The organism is Streptomyces sp. NPDC107546 (assembly GCF_055639175.1).
The window spans coordinates 381,229-399,168 of record NZ_JBVKBA010000001.1 but is presented as its reverse complement, the minus strand read 5'-3'; the positions used below and the strand labels follow the sequence as shown (position 1 = coordinate 399,168).

The following is a 17,940-nucleotide window of genomic DNA, read 5'->3' as shown; positions in this document are numbered from 1 at the left end:
TGCGATCGCCGGGCGGCCCCCGTCAGGAGGACCCCGTGAAGTGCTCCCGTACGAGTGACTGCACCACCGTCAGGTCCTGGGCGGCCAGCGCGTCGAGCAGCGCCGTGTGTTCGGCGGCGTCGGCGAGCAGGTCGGCGCGGCCGCGGGAGGAGGGGGCCCCGACCAGGGGCCACTGGGCGCGGCGGTGCAGGTCGTCGGCGATCCGCAGGAGTTGCTCGTTGCCGGCGAGGGCGAGGACCGCGCGGTGGAAGGCGCGGTCCGACTCGGCGTAGGTCGCCCGGCACCCGGAGGACGCGGCGCGGACGGTCGCCTCCGCCAGTGGGCGCAGCTGCGCCCAGCGTTCGGCGGGGACCGTGCGGGCGAGCCGCAGCATCACCGGGATCTCGATCAGGGCCCGGATCTCGGCGAGTTCGGCCAGTTCCCGGGCGCCGCGCACCACTACACGGAAGCCCCGGTTGGGCACGACCTCGACCGCGCCCTCCTGGGCCAGCTGCTGCATCGCCTCGCGCACCGGTGTGGCGGACACCCCGAACCGCTCGGCGAGCGCGGGCGCCGAGTAGACCTCACCGGGAGTCAGCTCGCCCCTTACCAGCGCGGTGCGCAGGGCGTCGAGTATCTGCCCCCGGACGGAGGCCCGCTGGACGACGGGACGCCCGTCCTGCACGGGGCATCCGGCAGCCACCCCCTCCTCCCGCACGCGCGGATACGGGATCGGCGGCTCGCTGTGGGTGTGCTCACCGCGCGTGGCGCTCGCGGCGGCGGCCCGCTCGCGGACCTCGTCCCCCGGCCGCAGCTGGTGCGGCACCCGTGCGGCCTGCGTACGGGGTGCCGCGGCCCTCGTCTCGGTAGAGGTAGAGGCCTCCGCACGGCGGGAACGGGCCTGCTCCACGGGCTCCTCCTCCGGTCCTTGCGGCGTCCTGCCCTCTGCGATTCGTTTCACGACGGTTGTTACCGCTCGTAAAGCACGTTAGGCACCTTACGCTCCGGTTCCGCCACAGACCACCCCAGGCAAGGTGAGGCTTACCTATCAGCAGTGCGAAACGGTGGTCCGCGCATACCCTTGTCCGCCTCTCCCTCTCCACGGCCGACGACGGGTACAGCCGGCTCGGCGAGGACACCGAGACACCTGCGCCACCTGCCCAGGCACCTGCGACGCCGACCGCGTCGCCAAGCTGACGCGCTCTGCTGCGAGTTGAGTGAGCGCGCTCCAGGGACCCCTGCGGCCGACCGTGGTCCCGGTACCGTAAGATCCAGCCACGGATGAGGCCCCGCGCGACCCACACGCGTTTCACAAGTTCCTCACTCGCCGCAGGAACTTTCCGTGGAACCACCCGTACGGGTAGTCTTGTTCGAACTCAACTCCCGCCCCTCAAGCGGCAGTTCGAGCAGAACGCCGTCCAGGGCATTCCCTTGCACATCCTTGGCGGCCTCTTGCCCCGAAACCCCCTGAGGGGCGGCGGGATTGGGCCACTATGGCGGGCGTTACGCCCTATCCCAATGCAAGGGACCCCAGATGAGATTGACCGACATATCGCTGAACTGGCTGCTTCCGGGCGCCGTACTGCTCCTGGGAATGCTGGTGGCGGTGGCGGTGCTCGCGCGTGGCAAGCGCTCCTCCGGGGGGAACGCGAGCGCGGACGACTCGTGGGAGCGCGCCGAGGAGCGCCGCAGGCGCAAGGAGACCATCTACGCCACGGCCTCCTACGTACTCCTCTTCTGCTGTGCGGCCGTCGCCGCGGCACTCTCCTTCCACGGCCTGGTCGGCTTCGGCCAGCAGAACCTCGGCCTGACCGACGGCTGGGAGTACCTGGTCCCGTTCGGCCTGGACGGTGCGGCCATGTTCTGCTCCGTGCTCGCCGTCCGTGAGGCCAGCCACGGCGACGCGGCGCTTGGCTCCCGGATCCTGGTGTGGACGTTCGCGGCGGCGTCCGCCTGGTTCAACTGGGTGCACGCCCCCAGGGGCATCGACCACGCGGGCGCCCCGCAGTTCTTCGCCGGCATGTCGCTGTCCGCCGCGGTGCTGTTCGACCGCGCACTGAAGCAGACCCGCCGCGCCGCACTGCGCGAGCAGGGCCTGGTGCCGCGTCCGCTGCCGCAGATCCGCATCGTCCGCTGGCTGCGGGCGCCCGTTGAGACGTACAAGGCCTGGTCGCTGATGCTCCTCGAGGGTGTGCGCAGTCTGGACGAGGCCGTGGAGGAAGTGCGCGAGGACCGGCGCCAGAAGCAGCTGAACAAGGCGCGGCGCCGCGAGCAGCAGCGAGCCGAGCGGGCACAGTTGAAGGCGCTCAGCCGCGGCCACCGCGCGCTCACCGGCGGCAACGGCGGCCGTCAGGTCGAGGTGCAGACCGTCGAGCGGGCCCCCGCACCGGTCTCCTCGGAGCCTGCCATACCCGCGGGGGAACTGCCTTCGCGTACCCGCCCCTCGCTCCAGCCCGTCCGGAACTCCACCGCTGACCCGATCACGGTCGACCTCACCGCCGAGGACGACACCATGGCGCTGCCGCGGCTCGACTCCCTGGAGCGCAAACTCAAGGACCTTGAACAGCAGTTCGGCTGAGACCGGACACCATCCCGGGAAGGGGGCGCGGCACGATGCCGCGCCCCCTTCCCGTTGTCGACAGCCCGTTCGTCCCGCTCCTGCGGCGCTGCCTCAGGCGGCTTCCGCACCGAGGTCGAACCACACCGCTTTTCCCACGCCGTGCGCCCGCACGCCCCAGGCGTCCGCCAGCGACTGGACGAGGATCAGCCCTCTGCCGTGCGTGCCGTCGTCGTCGCTCGGTGCGTGCAGCCTCGGCCTGCGTCCCACGAAGTCCCTTACCTCCACGTGGAGTCCGCGCGATGAGACGGTGGCGGTGAGGACCGCGTCGCGGTCGGTGTGGATGAGCGCGTTGGTTACCAGCTCACTCGTGAGCAGTTCGGCTATCTCGGAGCGTCCCGGCCTGCCCCAGTGCCGCAGCAACTCCCTGAGCGCCCTGCGCGCTTCGGGCACCGCCCGCAGATCCGCCCGTCCCAGCCGGCGCCTGAGCTGGGGGGCCGCCGACCGGTCCGTCGGCGTGTCGGTCGCTTCCTCCGTCGTCTTCGCCGAGGAGGCCCCGACCATCACGGGACCGCCCCCTCGTGCTCGCCTCTTCATGACCCCCGCCCCGTAGGTGGATGCCGGTTCCCCTCTGCTCGAACACCTCCACGGTCATGCATGCCCCGCCGACGGACCGGCAGTCATGGTGACGGCGTTTCTCCTCGACTTCCGGACACGCAGCTGTTCCTCGGTGACGCCACATCAGCCCGTGTTACTCCAAACGAATTATTATTCATATTGTCGGTATGTCGGATATGACAGAGAACGTCACGGTCTGTACGTTCAATCTCGCATCGGCTTTCAGCCGACGTCTCTCAGACAGGAGAAGTGACATGGCAACGCGTTCCACCGTTGTAACCGCCGCGATCGCGGCTGCCGCGGCCCTGGCGGCCACCGGCATCACCTACGCCAATGCGGCTTCCGAGCCGGTCCAGGCGGCTCCCGCTGCTCCGGTCGCCGCGGCCCCCGCCCCTGCTGCCGCCCCCGCCCTCCCGCAGGGCGGCAACGGCGACAACAACAACAGCAAGGGCAACGAGGGCCGTGAGGAGCACGGCGACCACGAGCGGGGCGAGGAGGAGGACCACGAGCGTGGCTACCGCCACGAGTTCTACGGCAAGGTCCGCATCAACGAGCGTGAGTACCCGGCCATCCCGGACGGCTGCGTCACGATCGTGAGCGGCCTCGGTTCCAAGAGCCTCAACATCCGCAACGACAGCCGGAAGACCGTCGAGGTCTTCTCCGGGGCCACCTGCGACAACGGCGCTCCCATCGCCGTCGTGGGCCCCTGGAGCCAGAGCGACGGGGTGCACCCCCGTCACGTCAGGGGCGGCGTGAAGGTCAAGCACGGCGTCGTGGGCAGCTTCCGCGTGATCCGTCACCACCACGAGGACCACGAAAAGGGCGACCGCGGCGACCGCGACTGACGTAACCGTCCGCATGACACACACAGCGAGAACCCCGGCCCGCCGGAATCGGGCCGGGGTTCCGGTCTTGGAGCCTCGCACAGCGAGGCGCGCGGTGTCAGGGCCGTGGCACGTTGCGCAGGTTGGAGCGGGCCATCTGCACCATGCGGCCGACACCGCCCTCCAGCACGATCTTCGAGGCGGACAGGGCGAAGCCCGTCACCATCTCCGCGCTGATCTTCGGCGGGATGGACAGGGCGTGCGGGTCGGTGACGACATCGACCAGCGCCGGGCCCTTGTGCCTGAAGGCGTCCTTCAGGGCGCCCGCGAGCTGCTTGGGCTTCTCCACCCGTATGCCGTACGCGCCGCACGCGCGTGCCACGGCCGCGAAGTCGGGGTTCTTGGTGGCGGTACCGTACGAGGGGAGTCCGGAGACCATCATCTCCAACTCCACCATACTGAGCGAGGAGTTGTTGAACACGACCACCTTCACGGGCAGGTCGTACTGCACCAGGGTGAGGAAGTCGCCCATCAGCATGGAGAACCCGCCGTCACCGGACATCGACACCACCTGCCGGCCCCGGTCGGTGAACTGGGCCCCGATCGCCATCGGCAGCGCGTTCGCCATCGAGCCGTGGGAGAACGAACCGATGATACGGCGGCGGCCGTTGGGCGAGATGTAGCGGGCGCCCCACACATTGCACATCCCGGTGTCGATCGTGAACACCGCGTCGTCAGCGGCCACTTCGTCCAGGACGGAGGCCACGTACTCCGGGTGGATCGGAACGTGCTTGTCGACCTTGCGCGTGTACGCCTTGACGACGCCTTCCAGCGCGTCGGCGTGCTTCTTGAGCATCTTGTCCAGGAAGCGCCGGTTCTCCTTGGTCCGCACGCGCGGGACGAGACAGCGCAGGGTCTCCTTGACATCGCCCCACACCGCGAGATCCAGCTTGGAGCGGCGGCCCAGGTTCTCCGGACGGACGTCGATCTGTGCGATCTTCACGTCCTTCGGCAGGAAGGCGTTGTACGGGAAGTCGGTGCCCAGCAGGATCAGCAGGTCGCACTCGTGGGTGGCCTCGTAGGCGGCGCCGTAGCCGAGCAGGCCGCTCATGCCGACGTCGTACGGGTTGTCGTACTGGATCCACTCCTTGCCGCGCAGGGCGTGGCCCACCGGGGACTTGATCTTCCCGGCGAACTCCATCACCTCGGCGTGCGCGCCCCGGGTGCCGCTGCCGCAGAAGAGGGTGACCTTCTCCGCCTCGTCGATCATCTCCACGAGCCGGTCGATCTCGGCGTCTCCCGGGCGGACGCTGGGCCGGGAGGTGACGAGGGCGGTCTCGGCGGACCGGTCGGGGGCGGGCTGGGCGGCGATGTCACCGGGGAGCGAGACGACGCTCACGCCGCTGCGGCCGATCGCGTGCTGGATGGCCGTCTGCAGCAGGCGGGGCATCTGCTGCGGGTTGGATATCAGCTCGCTGTAGTGGGAGCACTCGCGGAACAGCTGGTCGGGATGGGTCTCCTGGAAGTACCCGAGGCCGATCTCGCTGGAGGGTATGTGCGAGGCGAGGGCGAGCACCGGGGCCATCGAGCGGTGGGCGTCGTACAGGCCGTTGATGAGGTGGAGGTTGCCGGGCCCGCAGGAGCCGGCGCAGGCGGTCAGCCCGCCGGATATCTGGGCCTCGGCGCCGGCCGCGAAGGCGGCGGTCTCCTCGTGCCGCACATGCACCCAGTCGATCGCGGAGTTGCGGCGCACGGCGTCCACGATGGGGTTGAGGCTGTCGCCGACCACCCCGTACAGGCGCTTGACCCCCGCCCGCACGAGGATGTCGACGAACTGGTCGGCGACGTTCTGCTTGGCCATGAATCCACGCACCCCTTCGCTGTCCCTGGATCCATGTATCCACACGGACCGCGATCACGCCTCCCAGACGGCGGCCGCCGTACGGTCATCGGCGTAGCCCTTCACCCTCACCAGCGTGTCCGCGAGGAAGGCCGTCAGACCCGGCACCTCGCCCGTGGACCAGCGGGCCGTGAGGTGTTCGGCGAGTTCGGGTTCGTCGCGCAGCGGGTCGGCGAGGCCGCCGGAGCACAGCAGGAGCGTGTCCCCCGGCCGGGCTACGGAGGCACGGAACAGAAAGGGTGAACGGGGCGGCTCAAGGGCCGGTTCGTACGGGCTCGGGGGTGTGGTGATGCCGAGGTCCATGGTGAGCCGGTCGCCCTCGGGGGTCTCGGAGGGCAGGGAGCCGAACCCGACCACCGGCTCGCCGGTGGTGTCGGCGGCGCGCGGCTCGATGTCCTGCCACTCACCGTCCCGCAGCCGGAACAGGCCGCCGGCGCCCACACCGAAGAAGACGCGGACACGGCAGGCGGGGTCGGCGGGCAGCAGCAGACAGCGCAGGTCGGCGGTGTACTCCTCCGGGTCGGCGCCCTGGGCGGTGGCGCCGGTGCGGAGCTTGCCGAGGCTTCGGTCGGTGAGCCGTTGCAGGCCGGACTTCAGCTCGCCGCGCCGGGCGGAGCGGATGTCCTCGCCGAGACGGAGGTGACTGCGGCCGACGGCACGGGCGATCCAGTGACAGGCCTCGGCGGCGGCGCGGTGGGCGCCGGGCGTGCCACGTCGGCCGGTGGCCATCGCGACGAGCACGAGGGCCTGGTCCCCCGTACCGAAGCGGGCGGTGAGCAGACAGTCCCGTCGCGACTCGCCCCGGAAGCGGGCCGAGTCCCCCCGCGCGGAGACCGCCCGCAGGGTGCAGGACCCGAACCGGGCCCCGTCCAGCGCGGTGTCGGGGACGAGGTCGGCGAGATGGTCGGGGTCGGCGGGCGGGAGGGCGGTGGGCTCCGGGTCGTAGGTGGGCGGACCGGAGCCGATGTAGTCCACGGGGGGCGGGGTACGCGGGAGAGGCGGCGGAGGCGGCGGAGGCGGGATCTCCGACGGGGCGTCAGGGGGCGGCGGTTTCGGCGCGGTGTCGCCGGACGCGGGCTGCGGGGTTTCGGCCGGTGGCTTCGGGGTGTCGGCCGGTGGCTTCGGGGTGTCGGCCGGTGGCTTCGAGGTGGACGGGAACGTCACCGGGCCCGGTGGGAGGGTGGACAGAGGCTCCCAGGGCGCGCGGGACGGGGCGCCGGCGCGGGCGGCGTCCTTCTCCTGGGGGTCGCTTCCCCGGGCCGCATCCTGCCCCACCGTCCCCGCGGCGGAGGCGAAGCGGTCATCGAGGGTGTCGGACGCGGGGGCCGGTCCCGTGTCCCCGGTGGAGTCGTCGTACAACTGCCCCCACCAGTCGTCCTGGTGGCCGGTGGACCTGTCCCCCTGCTGACTCATGCCCCCGATTGTCCACCGCCGGGGGCGGTTGAAAACGGGGCATCAGGAAATTCCGGCCGGGCGACCGTCCCGTGCTCGGCGTGTCGGACGACGCCTCGAACAGTAATGCGAACCAGTCGCGAACGAAGGGTGCCTCCGGAGGGTCTCACCCCCACAGGGGAACCGCCCGGCGGCCTCGCCTTCTCAATTCGCCATCTCAGCCCCCCACCTCGACACATCGGATCTCTTCCGCCCTATTGACCGCCTGAGACCTCATCCCTACGTTTTCTGGCGGGACAGATCCGATGACTGTCGAGCCGCCGGGAGGCAACCGTGCCCAGTCCGTCCAGACGTACCGTCCTGGCCACCGGATCCGCCCTCGGCGGCGCACTGTTCGCCGGTGGTCTGCCCGCGCAGGCGACGGCAGCCGACCGCTCGGGCGGCACGGGCGGCACCGCCGACCCCTGGCGCACCGTCCTGGACGACGCCGACCTCGTCTGGCAGCGGATGCCGACGACCTGGTACGAGGGCCCCTTCCTGGGCAACGGCTTCCTCGGCTCGGGCGTCTACGCCGAGCCCGGCAGCGAGACACGGGCCGTCCGCTTCAACGTCCAGCACTCCGAGGTGCAGGACCACCGCCCGGAGTTCGGCTCGCTGTTCGGCCTTGCGCGGCTGCCGATCGGGTACTTCACGCTGGAGCCGGTGGGCACGATCACCGCCGTGGACTGGCGGCTCGGGCTGCACGACGCCGAACTGACCGGCATCCTCGCCACCGACCGGGGCACGCTCACCGTGCGGGCCCTGGTGCACACCTCACGCTCGCTGCTCGCCGTCGAGGTCACGCCCAGCGCGGGCGAACGCGGCTTCCGCTGGGTCTTCCACCCGGCGGACGCGATCAGTCCGCGCGCCGCCTTCAAGCCCCTGCCGGACGGTTACCAGGGCAACCCGCCCCCGGAGGTCGACGAACACGACGGTGTCCATGCCTGTGTACAACCGCTGCTGTCGGACGGTCAGCATGTGACGGCCTGGCGGGAGACGGAACGGGGCGGGCGGCGCACGCTGTACGCGCACGTCGCGCACTCCTACCCGCGGACCACGGCTCTGGGCGCGGCGCTGCGGGCGGTCCGCGACGGGTCCCTGCTGCCGTACGACGCCCTCGCGGTGACCCATCGCGCGTGGTGGCACGCCTACTACCGCAAGAGTTTCCTGTCCCTGCCCGACGCGCGCATCCAGCGCTTCTACTGGATCCAGCTCTACAAGGTCGCCTCGGCGGCCCGGCGCGACGCGCCCGTGATGGCGACGAGCGGCCCCTGGCTGGAGCCCACGCCCTGGCCCAACACCTGGTGGAACCTCAACGTCCAGCTCGAGTACTGGCTGATCCACGGCTCCAACCACCTGGAACTCGACGCCGTGACACGGGCGCTCGGCGAGTTCCGCGACAACCTGGCCAAGGAGGTGGCGGCCCCCTACCGCTCGGACTCGCTCGGCATCCCGCGCACCACGGACCCGCACCTGGTGAACGGCGCGACGGGCACCCTCACCGGCTACGGTGTCGGCATCCCCGGCCAGGACCCGCCGACCCCCGAGGTCGGCAACCTCACCTGGGCCCTGCACAACGTCTGGCTGAGCTACCGCCACACCATGGACGAGTCCGTCCTGCGGGACGTCCTGTATCCCCTGCTGCGCAAGGCGATCAACTACTACCTGCACTTCCTTCAGCCGGGCCCGGACGGCAGGCTGCACCTGCCGGCCACCTTCTCACCGGAGTACGGCGGCAACAGCCGCGACTGCAACTACGACCTCATGCTGCTCACCTGGGGCTGCCGCACGCTGCTGGAGTCGGCCGAAGTCCTCGGCATCGACGACGAACTGGCGCCGCGCTGGCAGGAGGTGCTGGCCCGGCGGGTGCCGTATCCCACCGACGAGAACGGTTTCATGATCGGTGCGGACATCCCGTTCGCGAAGTCGCACCGCCACTACTCGCACCTGCTGGCGGTCTACCCGCTGTACGAGCTGACCGGCCGCACGCCCGAGGAACGCGCCCTCATCGAGACGTCGCTGGCGCACTGGGTCGGCTTCGAGGGCGCCCTCCAGGGCTACACCTTCACGGGGGCCGCCTCGATGTCCGCACTGCTCGGCAAGGGCGAGGACGCACTGAAGTACCTCGGCGAGCTCATGGCCCGTTTCATCCAGGCCAACACCATGTACAAGGAGTCGGGCCCGGTCATCGAGACGCCCCTGTCGGCGGCCCAGTCCCTGCACGACATGGTGTGCCAGTCCTGGGGCGGGATCGTCCGTGTCTTCCCCGCGCTGCCGGCCGCCTGGGCGGATGTCACCGTGCACGACTTCCGCACGCAGGGCGCCTTCCTGCTGTCCGCGGTGCGCCGGGGCGGAATGACGCGCTGGGTGCGGCTGGTCAGCGAGGCGGGCGCGCCCTGCGTCGTACGGCACGGCCTGCCGGGCGCGATCGAGGTGCGGGACGGCCGGGGGCGCCCGCTGCGGTACGAGACGGTGGACGACGGCACGATCCGTATCCCGCTGCGCAAGGGCGAGTCCGCGCTGGTCACCGCGAAGGGCAACCGCCCGGACCTGACGATCGCGCCCGTCACGCCGAACGGAACGGCTCCCCGCTGGGGCATGCCGACCTGAGGGCCGGTCACATGCGGGGGCGTCGCCCCTCCCCCCAGGCCGTCAAGGCCCGGGGGGAGGGGTGGTTGCCGCGGCTAGGACGACCAGCGCCCCCGCTTGGCCTCCATCGCCGCCCTGCCCTGTGCTCCCTTCCTCTTCCAGTCCCGCCGCAGCTCCACCCGTACGCGCGCGTCCGTCTTCGCCACGATCCACTGGTTCTCCCGCAGCAGCTTCCGGTAGCTCTCCAGGCGCCGCTCCGGCAGTTCTCCCGCCTCGACCGCGGCCAGCACCGCGCAGCCCGGCTCGGCCGCGTGCGCGCAGTCGTGGAAGCGGCACCGCCCGGCCAGTTCCTCGATCTCGGAGAAGACCTGCCCGACCCCGCTCTCGGCATCCCAGAGACCGACCCCGCGCAGCCCCGGCGTGTCGATCAGCACTCCCCCGCCCGGCAGCGCGAGCAGGTTGCGCGTGGTCGTCGTATGGCGGCCCTTCTCGTCCACCTCCCGCGCGGCCTGGACATGCATGACCTCCTCGCCGAGGAGTGCGTTGGCCAGGGTGGACTTGCCGGCGCCGGACTGCCCGAGCAGCACGGACGTGCCGCCGGACAGGACCGCGGTCAGCACGTCGAGCCCTTCGCCCTGCCGCGCGCTGACCGGCAGCACCGGTACGCCGGGCGCGGTGGTCTCCACGTCCTGGACGAAGTACGAGAGCGTCGTCGCGTCCGGCACCACGTCGGCCTTGGTGAGCACCACGACCGGCTGCGCCCCGGACTCCCAGGAGTCCGCCGAGCTGGACATGGCGAGCGCCAGGAACCGTTCGATCCGCCCGAGGTCCAGTTCGGCCGCGAGCGACACACAGATGACGACGTGATCGATGTTGGTGGCCAGCACCTGGCCCTCGGAACGCTTGGAGGACGTGGAGCGCACAAAGGCGGTGCGGCGCGGCAGCAGCGTCCGCACGTACCGCGGATCGCTGCCTTCCGGGTCGACGGCGACCCAGTCCCCCGTGCACACGACCTTCATCGGGTCGCGGGGGACGACGAACTCGGTGTCGGCACGGACGATGCCGACCGGGGTGACGACGTCGCACTGACCGCGGTCGACGCGTACGACACGGCCGGGCAGCAGACCCTGCTCGGCGTACGGAGCGAACTCCGCTTCCCATCCCTCGTCCCAGCCGTAGGCGGCAAGAGGGAGAAGGTGCGACGAAGCGGAAGAAGCCGAAAGAGGAGAGAGATTCAAGGGGAACCCTTCACAAGGGCGGCCCCGGCCGCGCGCACTCGCAGGCGCGAAGAAAACAGGAAAGATCAGCCGGAGACCACGGAGGTGGAGTGGATGAACTTCTGGTTGCGGGCAGCGCCCATCACAGAAACAGCCATCGGTCACACCTCCCGTTTCTCACTCGGCCGACAGCAGCGGCCAACGGCCACCGCGTGAAGCGGACTTCACTCTAGAGGCGCCCGGATTCGGGCGCCACCGAATTTTCGGCAGGCTCAGGCCGTGCTGGTGCAGGGCCCCTGGCGTTCAGGTTGGATGTCCGGGTTGTGATCATGTGAGTCCGTAGAGCGCGAGGACGCGGCGCCGGTCGGCGTGAGACGTGTCGGGTGGCGGCGATGTCGGCGCAGCCGGCGAGCTTGAGCACCACTTCGCCGCCGCGGTGAGCGAGTCGTGGCCCGCCGGAGAGTCAGCGCGCACACGGATTGCCGGGGCCCTGGCTCCCGCCTCTCCGGCTCCGCGGGCGTCAGCTCGCCCCCTTGCGCACACAGTCGTACCCTGAGAAAAGACCCGTGATTTTCTGTTCCGGCGGCCACTGTTCAGGAGACCAGGATTGCTCCAAGGGGACGGGGCAGGGGATCGAGGCGGGACTGGCCGCGAAGTCCGGTGTGGTCTTTCCACACCTGGATGAACGGCAGCGGCGGTTGCTGATGGGGACGGAAATCCATCGGCCAGCCATTGCCGCTGCGGTCGAGGGAGGCGTTGCGCCTAAGCAATAGAGTCGATCCAGTCGGCCGGATCAGACCGTTGAGTAGGCCAGTCAAAACCGCCACGGTCAAGGTGGGCGATCACTTAGCGGTGTTCCGGCCCCAGCTCCCATAGCAGTCCGGGCAAGTGCGTAAGCGCCTGCATCGACCACTCTGTTTTCCTTCAAGGGACCCAGCTGATGGGGAACTCTCACGACGTCTTGACCGCTGGTCCGGCTGACAATCCGACCACCCTCGCCACATGCGAGCAACGCTTCGCGATGGTGCTCGCCGATATCGTGGGCACCGAACACGTGTCAGCTGACAGCCACTTCTTCAACGACCTCGGCGCAGACTCGATGACGATGGCCCGTTTCTGCGCCCGAGTGCGCAAGCAGGCCGACCTGCCGCCCGTGTCGATGCCGGACATCTACAAGCACCCGACCATTCGAAGCCTTGCAGCCGCCCTCGCCAACGACGCCTCGACCACCGATCCGGCTGACAATCCGACCACCCTCGCCACATGCGAGCAACGCTTCGCGATGGTGCTCGCCGATATCGTGGGCACCGAAAACCTGTCAGCTGACAGCCACTTCTTCAACGACCTCGGCGCAGACTCGATGACGATGGCCCGTTTCTGCGCCCGAGTGCGCAAGCAGGCCGACCTGCCGCCCGTGTCGATGCCGGACATCTACAAGCACCCGACGATTCGAAAGCTCGCAGCCGCCGTCGCCGACACCAGAACCGACACCAGAACCAGGCCTGCCTCGCAGCCTGCAACTCCGGTGGCTCTCATTGAGCCGCCGATGCGGGCACGCAATGGTGAGTACCTCCTCTGCGGGGCGTTGCAGCTCCTGTTTCTCCTCGGCTACCCCGCCCTTACCGCGATCGTCGCGGTGAAGGGCTACGCATGGGTCTCGGCCGGCCCGAACCTGGTCGACACCTACCTGCGGGCGGTCGCGTACGGCGGCGCGATGTTCCTCGGCCTCTGCGCCCTTCCGATCCTGCTCAAGTGGGTGCTTATCGGCCGGTGGAGGCCGCAGCAGATCCGGGTCTGGAGCATGGCGTACTTCCGCTTCTGGCTCGTCAAGACCTTGGTCCAGCGGAACCCGATGGCGCTGTTCGTCGGTTCACCGCTCTACGTGCTCTACCTGAGGGCACTGGGCGCGAAGGTCGGGCGCGGCGCCGTCATCTTCTCCAGGAACGTGCCCGTGTGCACCGACCTGCTCAGCATCGGCGACGGCGCGGTGATCCGGAAGGATTCGTTCTTCAACGGCTACCGGGCCCGCAACGGCATCATCCAGACGGGCGCGGTCAGCCTCGGCAAGGACGCGCTCGTCGGCGAGATGACGGTGCTCGACATCTGGACCTCGCTGGGTGACGGGGCCCAGCTGGGGCACTCCTCCTCGCTGCACGCCGGACAGACCGCGCCCGACGGGGAGCGCTGGCACGGCTCCCCCGCGCAGCCGACCGACGTCGACTGCCGGCGGATCCCCACGATGGACGTCGGCACCCGGCGACGGGTCGTCTTCGCGACCGTGCAGCTGGTGAACCTGCTTCTGGTGGGTACGCCGCTGACGTTCGTCGTCGTGGTCCTCGCGCTCACGAAGGTCCCGCAGCTCGCCACGCTGTTGGACGCGGGACCGGTCTCCTTCACGAGCTGGGCGTTCTACCGCGACGACGCGCTGGTGATATCCGCCGTGCTCTTCTTCGGCGCCGTGCTCGTCGGCCTCGTGTTCGTGGGAACCGTTCCGCGCGTGCTGAACCTCTTCATCAAGCCGGACAGGGTCTACCCGCTGTACGGATTCCACTACTGGATCCACCGCGCGATCGCCCGCGCTAGCAACAGCAGGTTCCACATAACTCTTTTCGGTGGCACCTCCTACATCGTCCACTACCTGCGTTGGCTGGGCTACGACCTTCGCGGGGTGCGGCAGACCGGTTCGAACTTCGGCGAAATGGTCAAGCACGACACCCCGTTCCTCAGCGCGGTCGGCAGCGGAACGATGGTCGCGGATGGGCTGTCCATCATCAATGCCGATTTCTCGAACACGTCGTTCCGGGTGTCCCGCGTGTCGATTGGGGCAGAGAACTTCCTCGGGAACATGATCGCCTATCCCGCGCAGGGCAAGACGGGCGACAACTGCCTCCTCGCGACGAAGGTCATGGCTCCGGTCGACGGACAGGTGCGGGAAGGCGTGGGCCTGTTGGGCGCGCCGAGCTTCGTGATCCCGCGGTCGGTCAAGCGTGACAAGCAGCTCGACGTGGGGGACAAGGAGGAGCTGCGCCGCCGCCTCCGGGCCAAGAACGTCTACAACACCATCAGCATGGCGCTTTTCCTACTGGTGCGCTGGCTCCTGATCTTCATCGTCACCGTGCTCTACCTGGCCGCCATCGACCTCTGGGGCTCCCTGGGTGTACTCGCGTTTGCACTGGCCACCGCGGGGGTCTTCGTCTTCACCGTCGCCTACAACGTCCTGGTCGACCGGCTGGTCCGGCCGCTGCAGACCTTGCGGCCGCAGGGCTGCTCGATCTACGACCGCGCCTTCTGGCGGCACGAACGCTTCTGGAAAGTGAGTTCCCTCGCCTATGTCCTCCTCTTCAACGGCACCCCGCTCAAGAACGTGATCTGGCGGCTGCTGGGTATGCGGATCGGCCGCCGGGTCTTCGACGACGGCCTTCGCGTGCCCGAGCGGACGTTCACCACGATCGGGGATGGTTGCACCCTCAATGCGGACACCGTCATTCAGTGCCACTCGCAGGAGGACGGAGGATTCAAGTCGGACCGCATCGTGATCGGTGCCGGCTGCACGCTCGGTGTCGGCGCATTCGTCCACTACGGGGTGACCATGGGCGACGGCGCGGTGCTTGCCACCAGCTCCTTCCTCATGAAGGGCGAGGAAATGCCACCGCACGCACTGTGGGGCGGGAACCCGGCCAAGAAGATGCGCGAGCAGTCGGTCGACCTTTCAGGTGCGCAGGATCAGCCTCCACCCGGTCCTCGCCGATCCGGCCGTGCTGGTCGACGACAGGCTCGAGACAGCACCGGGCGTGCCATGTGTCACCGAATCCGTGGCTCCTTCCTGAGTGGACACCGAGGAATCAAGGAGAAATGAGATGTCGTCCTCTTCCCAGGCGGCGCTGCTCGAGGTGGACCTGCAACCTGGCAAACCGCCGATCCTGCGCACCACGTCTGCCGGCGACGCGGTGCGCTGGGCAGCCGAGCACCGCCCGGCGCTGCGCGCGGTGGTCGCCGAGCACGGATCGGTCCTCGTCCGTGGCCTCGGGCTGCGCGACGCGGCCGAGACCGTCGCCGTCTTCCACCAATTGGCCCGCACCGGTCTGATGACCGAGAGAGAGGCCTTCGCCTCTCGGCGGAGCTACGCGGAGGGCGTGTACTCCTCCTCGAAGTGGCCGCCGAACCAGCCGATGTGCATGCATCACGAACTGAGCTACCGGCTCGAGTTTCCCGGCCTGATGCTCTTCGCGTGCCTGTCCGCGCCCACCGAGGGCGGGGCGACCGGTGTGGCGGACTCGACGGCCACGCTCGACGCGCTGCCCGGTGACCTCGTTGAACGGCTCGAGCGGGAGGGCTGGATGCTCGTCCGCAACTACACCGAGGAGATCGGCACGTCGGTCGCCGAGGCGTTCGGCACCGAGGTCCGTGGCGCGGTCGAGAGCTACTGCCGCGCCAATGCCATCGAGTTCGAGTGGCAACCCGATGGGGGGCTGTGCACCTGGCAGCGCCGCAGCGCGGTGGTGCGGCACCCGGTCACCGGGCAGCGCTGCTGGTTCAACCAGCTCGCCTTCCTCAACGAGTGGACGCTCGACCCCGAGGTGCACGAGTTCCTGGTCGACACCTACGGCGCCGAGGGGCTGCCGTTCACCACCCGCTTCGGGGGTGGCGACCCGATAGGCGAGGATGTCGTGCAGCTGCTCAACGAGGTGTACAAGGCCACAACCACGCGGGAGCCCTGGCAGGCGGGCGATCTGATGCTCGTCGACAACATCCGCAGCGCACACAGCAGGGAGCCCTTCACCGGACCGCGTGAAGTCCTGGTCGGGATGGTCGACCCGGTGCGTCTGGCCGACTGCTCACCGACCGTCGAGGTGACCGCCGGATGACCACGTCCCTTCGGTGCCCAGGTCCACCGCGCGAGCTGTCGAACCCCGCGTCCAGCGCGCAGGCGATCCCGGCCCTGCCCTCGCCTGCCCTCGGAGACGAGCCGGCGCAGGGCGGAGGGCTGGGATTCGTCGGCTGCCAGGCGAAGGCGACCGAAAGGAATCCGCCGAGATGATCACCCGATTGCCGGACCTCGTGGCCAGGTCCGCCCAACGCGACTCCGGCGCGCCCGCCCTGACCGCACGGACGACCACGATCTCTTACACCGAGCTGCACGAGCGGACGGAACTCGCGGCCGCCGGCCTGCGCGACCTCGGCCTCGATGGTGGCGAGCGCGTCGCGATCTTCCTCGACAAGAGGATCGAGACCGTCGTGGCGCTGCTCGCCTGCTCGCGGGCCGGTGGCGTGTTCGTCCCGGTGAATCCCGCGCTGCGGGCCGGGCAAGTGAGGCACATCCTCGACGACTGCGCCGTGCGGGTACTGGTGACCTCCACGGACCGGCTGGGGACCCTGCGCGCCGAACTCCCCGCCTGCAAGTCACTCTCCCACGTCCTCGTGCTGGGCGACTCGCTGGGTGAGGACGAGGAAGCCCCTTACCGCGTGCTCCCCTGGTCGAAGGTCGCCGAGCGCGCGAGCCAGGCCGTGTGCCCTCCGACGGGCGGTGTCGACACGGATGTGGCCGCGGTCCTTTACACGTCGGGGAGCACCGGGGCCCCGAAGGGCGTCGTGCTGTCGCACCGCAACCTCGTCGTCGGCGCGGAGAGCGTCAGCACTTACCTGAACAACACGGCAGAGGACCGAATCCTGGCCGTTCTCCCGCTGAGCTTCGACGCCGGACTGAGCCAATTGACGACCGGCTTCTGCGTCGGCGCCCATGTGGTGCTCGCCAACTACCTGTTGCCGGGGGATGTCGTCCGGCCGTGCGCGAAGCACCGCATCACCGGGCTGGTGGGCATACCGCCGCTGTGGATCCAGCTCGCAGCCCAGACGTGGCCGTCCGAGGCCGTGGCCGGGGTGCGCTACTTCGCAAACACCGGGGGGCGACTCCCGCGCGTCACCCTGCAACGACTGCGAGCGATCTTCCCGACCGCAACGCCATACCTGATGTACGGCCTCACCGAGGCGTTCCGCTCCACCTACCTCGATCCCCGGGAGGTCGACCGGCGGCCCGATTCGATCGGCAAGGCCATCCCGAACGCCGAGATCCTCGTGGTCCGGGAGGACGGCAGCCTGTGTGGTCCGGGAGAGCCGGGTGAGCTGGTGCACCGCGGCCCGCTTGTCACGTTGGGTTATTGGAATGACGCGGAGCGCACCGCCGAGCGGTTCCGGCCGCCGCCGAACCGTCCGGTCGAGCTGTGTACGCCCGAGCTGGCGGTCTGGTCCGGCGATGTCGTCGTCCGCGACGAGGAGGGCTTCCTGTACTTCGTCGGACGGCGTGACGACATGATCAAGACACGGGGATATCGGGTCAGCCCGCAAGAGATCGAGGAAGTGGCGTACGAGACCGGCCTGGTCCACGATGCCGTCGCGCTCGGCCTCGAGGACGAGGCACTCGGCCACCGAATCGTCCTCGTCGTGACACCCTGCGATCCCGCCGGCTTCGACCCGGCCGCGGTGACCGCACGCCTGCGGCAGGAACTACCCGGCTACATGGTGCCCGCCGAGGTGGTGGTCCTCAGTGCACTGCCCCGAACGCCGAACGGCAAGCTCGACCGGGCATTCCTTCGCCACGAACTCACCGCCTCCCGTCCTCAGGACCCCGCATGAACGCAGGCGCCTACGCGCACCCCACGATCAGCCGGTTCGCGATCGCCGACGGCATGCTCCACATCGGCGGCCTCCCGGTCGGGTCGCTCGCTGAGCGCGCCGCTGCCACCCCGTTCTCCATCTACGAGCGCACCGGCCTCACCCGGCGTGTCGAGGATCGCAGGCCGCCGGGTCTGCACGACCGATGAGGAGAAG

At 69.6% G+C, this 17,940-nt stretch carries 12 protein-coding genes; 7 read left to right on the top strand and 5 right to left on the bottom strand.

Translation table 11 applies throughout. The features are described 5' to 3' along the window. Positions 1-22 precede the first annotated feature (22 nt). Positions 23-889 (bottom strand): GntR family transcriptional regulator, encoded by an 867-nt coding sequence (locus ACZ7L1_RS01690; protein WP_471433275.1) that lies wholly within the window; start codon positions 887-889, stop codon positions 23-25. 624 nt (positions 890-1,513) lie between these two features. Here ACZ7L1_RS01690 and ACZ7L1_RS01685 point away from each other — a divergent pair. Further along, the gene (locus tag ACZ7L1_RS01685) at positions 1,514-2,557 is read left to right on the top strand and encodes a DUF2637 domain-containing protein (protein ID WP_471433273.1); all 1,044 of its coding nucleotides are present in this window, start codon (positions 1,514-1,516) and stop codon (positions 2,555-2,557) included. A 93-nt stretch (positions 2,558-2,650) separates the two neighbouring features. Here the strand turns inward: ACZ7L1_RS01685 and ACZ7L1_RS01680 are convergent, their stop codons facing one another. Then, positions 2,651-3,100, bottom strand: coding sequence for an ATP-binding protein (locus ACZ7L1_RS01680; RefSeq protein WP_471433529.1), 450 nt, complete (start codon positions 3,098-3,100; stop codon positions 2,651-2,653). Between the two features lie 308 nt (positions 3,101-3,408). On the opposite strand from ACZ7L1_RS01680, the gene ACZ7L1_RS01675 reads away from it, so the two are divergent. Then, positions 3,409-3,999 carry a hypothetical protein gene (locus ACZ7L1_RS01675; RefSeq protein WP_471433272.1) on the top strand — a complete coding sequence of 197 codons (591 nt, stop codon included), beginning with the start codon at positions 3,409-3,411 and terminating at the stop codon, positions 3,997-3,999. Positions 4,000-4,096: 97 nt separating this feature from the next. Here ACZ7L1_RS01675 and ACZ7L1_RS01670 read toward each other — a convergent pair whose 3' ends face one another. Both ACZ7L1_RS01670 and ACZ7L1_RS01665 read right to left on the bottom strand, forming a co-directional pair. Next, positions 4,097-5,839: a pyruvate dehydrogenase gene (locus tag ACZ7L1_RS01670; protein WP_471433271.1), complete on the bottom strand. Its 1,743-nt coding sequence runs from the start codon at positions 5,837-5,839 to the stop codon at positions 4,097-4,099. A 54-nt stretch (positions 5,840-5,893) separates the two neighbouring features. Then, a complete protein-coding gene (locus tag ACZ7L1_RS01665) occupies positions 5,894-7,291 on the bottom strand; it encodes a protein phosphatase 2C domain-containing protein (protein ID WP_471433269.1) in 1,398 nt (465 codons plus the stop codon). Between the two features lie 312 nt (positions 7,292-7,603). Between ACZ7L1_RS01665 and ACZ7L1_RS01660 the strand changes: the two genes are divergently transcribed. After that, positions 7,604-9,919, top strand: coding sequence for a glycosyl hydrolase family 95 catalytic domain-containing protein (locus tag ACZ7L1_RS01660; RefSeq protein ID WP_471433268.1), 2,316 nt, complete (start codon positions 7,604-7,606; stop codon positions 9,917-9,919). A 74-nt stretch (positions 9,920-9,993) separates the two neighbouring features. On the opposite strand, the gene rsgA is transcribed toward ACZ7L1_RS01660, so the two are convergent. After that, complete coding sequence (gene rsgA, locus ACZ7L1_RS01655; RefSeq protein WP_471433267.1) at positions 9,994-11,136, bottom strand: ribosome small subunit-dependent GTPase A; 1,143 nt, start codon at positions 11,134-11,136, stop codon at positions 9,994-9,996. 1,000 nt (positions 11,137-12,136) lie between these two features. On the opposite strand from rsgA, the gene ACZ7L1_RS01650 reads away from it, so the two are divergent. The 4 genes from ACZ7L1_RS01650 (at position 12,137) to ACZ7L1_RS01635 (ending at position 17,933) form a co-directional block, all read left to right on the top strand. Beyond that, on the top strand, positions 12,137-14,971 hold the full coding sequence (locus ACZ7L1_RS01650) for a Pls/PosA family non-ribosomal peptide synthetase (protein ID WP_471433527.1): 2,835 nt from the start codon (positions 12,137-12,139) through the stop codon (positions 14,969-14,971). Between the two features lies 1 nt (position 14,972). Further along, positions 14,973-15,980: a TauD/TfdA family dioxygenase gene (locus tag ACZ7L1_RS01645; protein ID WP_471433265.1), complete on the top strand. Its 1,008-nt coding sequence runs from the start codon at positions 14,973-14,975 to the stop codon at positions 15,978-15,980. Between the two features lie 169 nt (positions 15,981-16,149). After that, positions 16,150-17,745, top strand: coding sequence for an acyl-CoA ligase (AMP-forming), exosortase A system-associated (locus tag ACZ7L1_RS01640; protein WP_471433264.1), 1,596 nt, complete (start codon positions 16,150-16,152; stop codon positions 17,743-17,745). Then, positions 17,742-17,933: a hypothetical protein gene (locus tag ACZ7L1_RS01635; RefSeq protein WP_471433263.1), complete on the top strand. Its 192-nt coding sequence runs from the start codon at positions 17,742-17,744 to the stop codon at positions 17,931-17,933. Before ACZ7L1_RS01640 ends, ACZ7L1_RS01635 begins: the two co-directional genes overlap by 4 nt. Positions 17,934-17,940: the final 7 nt, after the last annotated feature.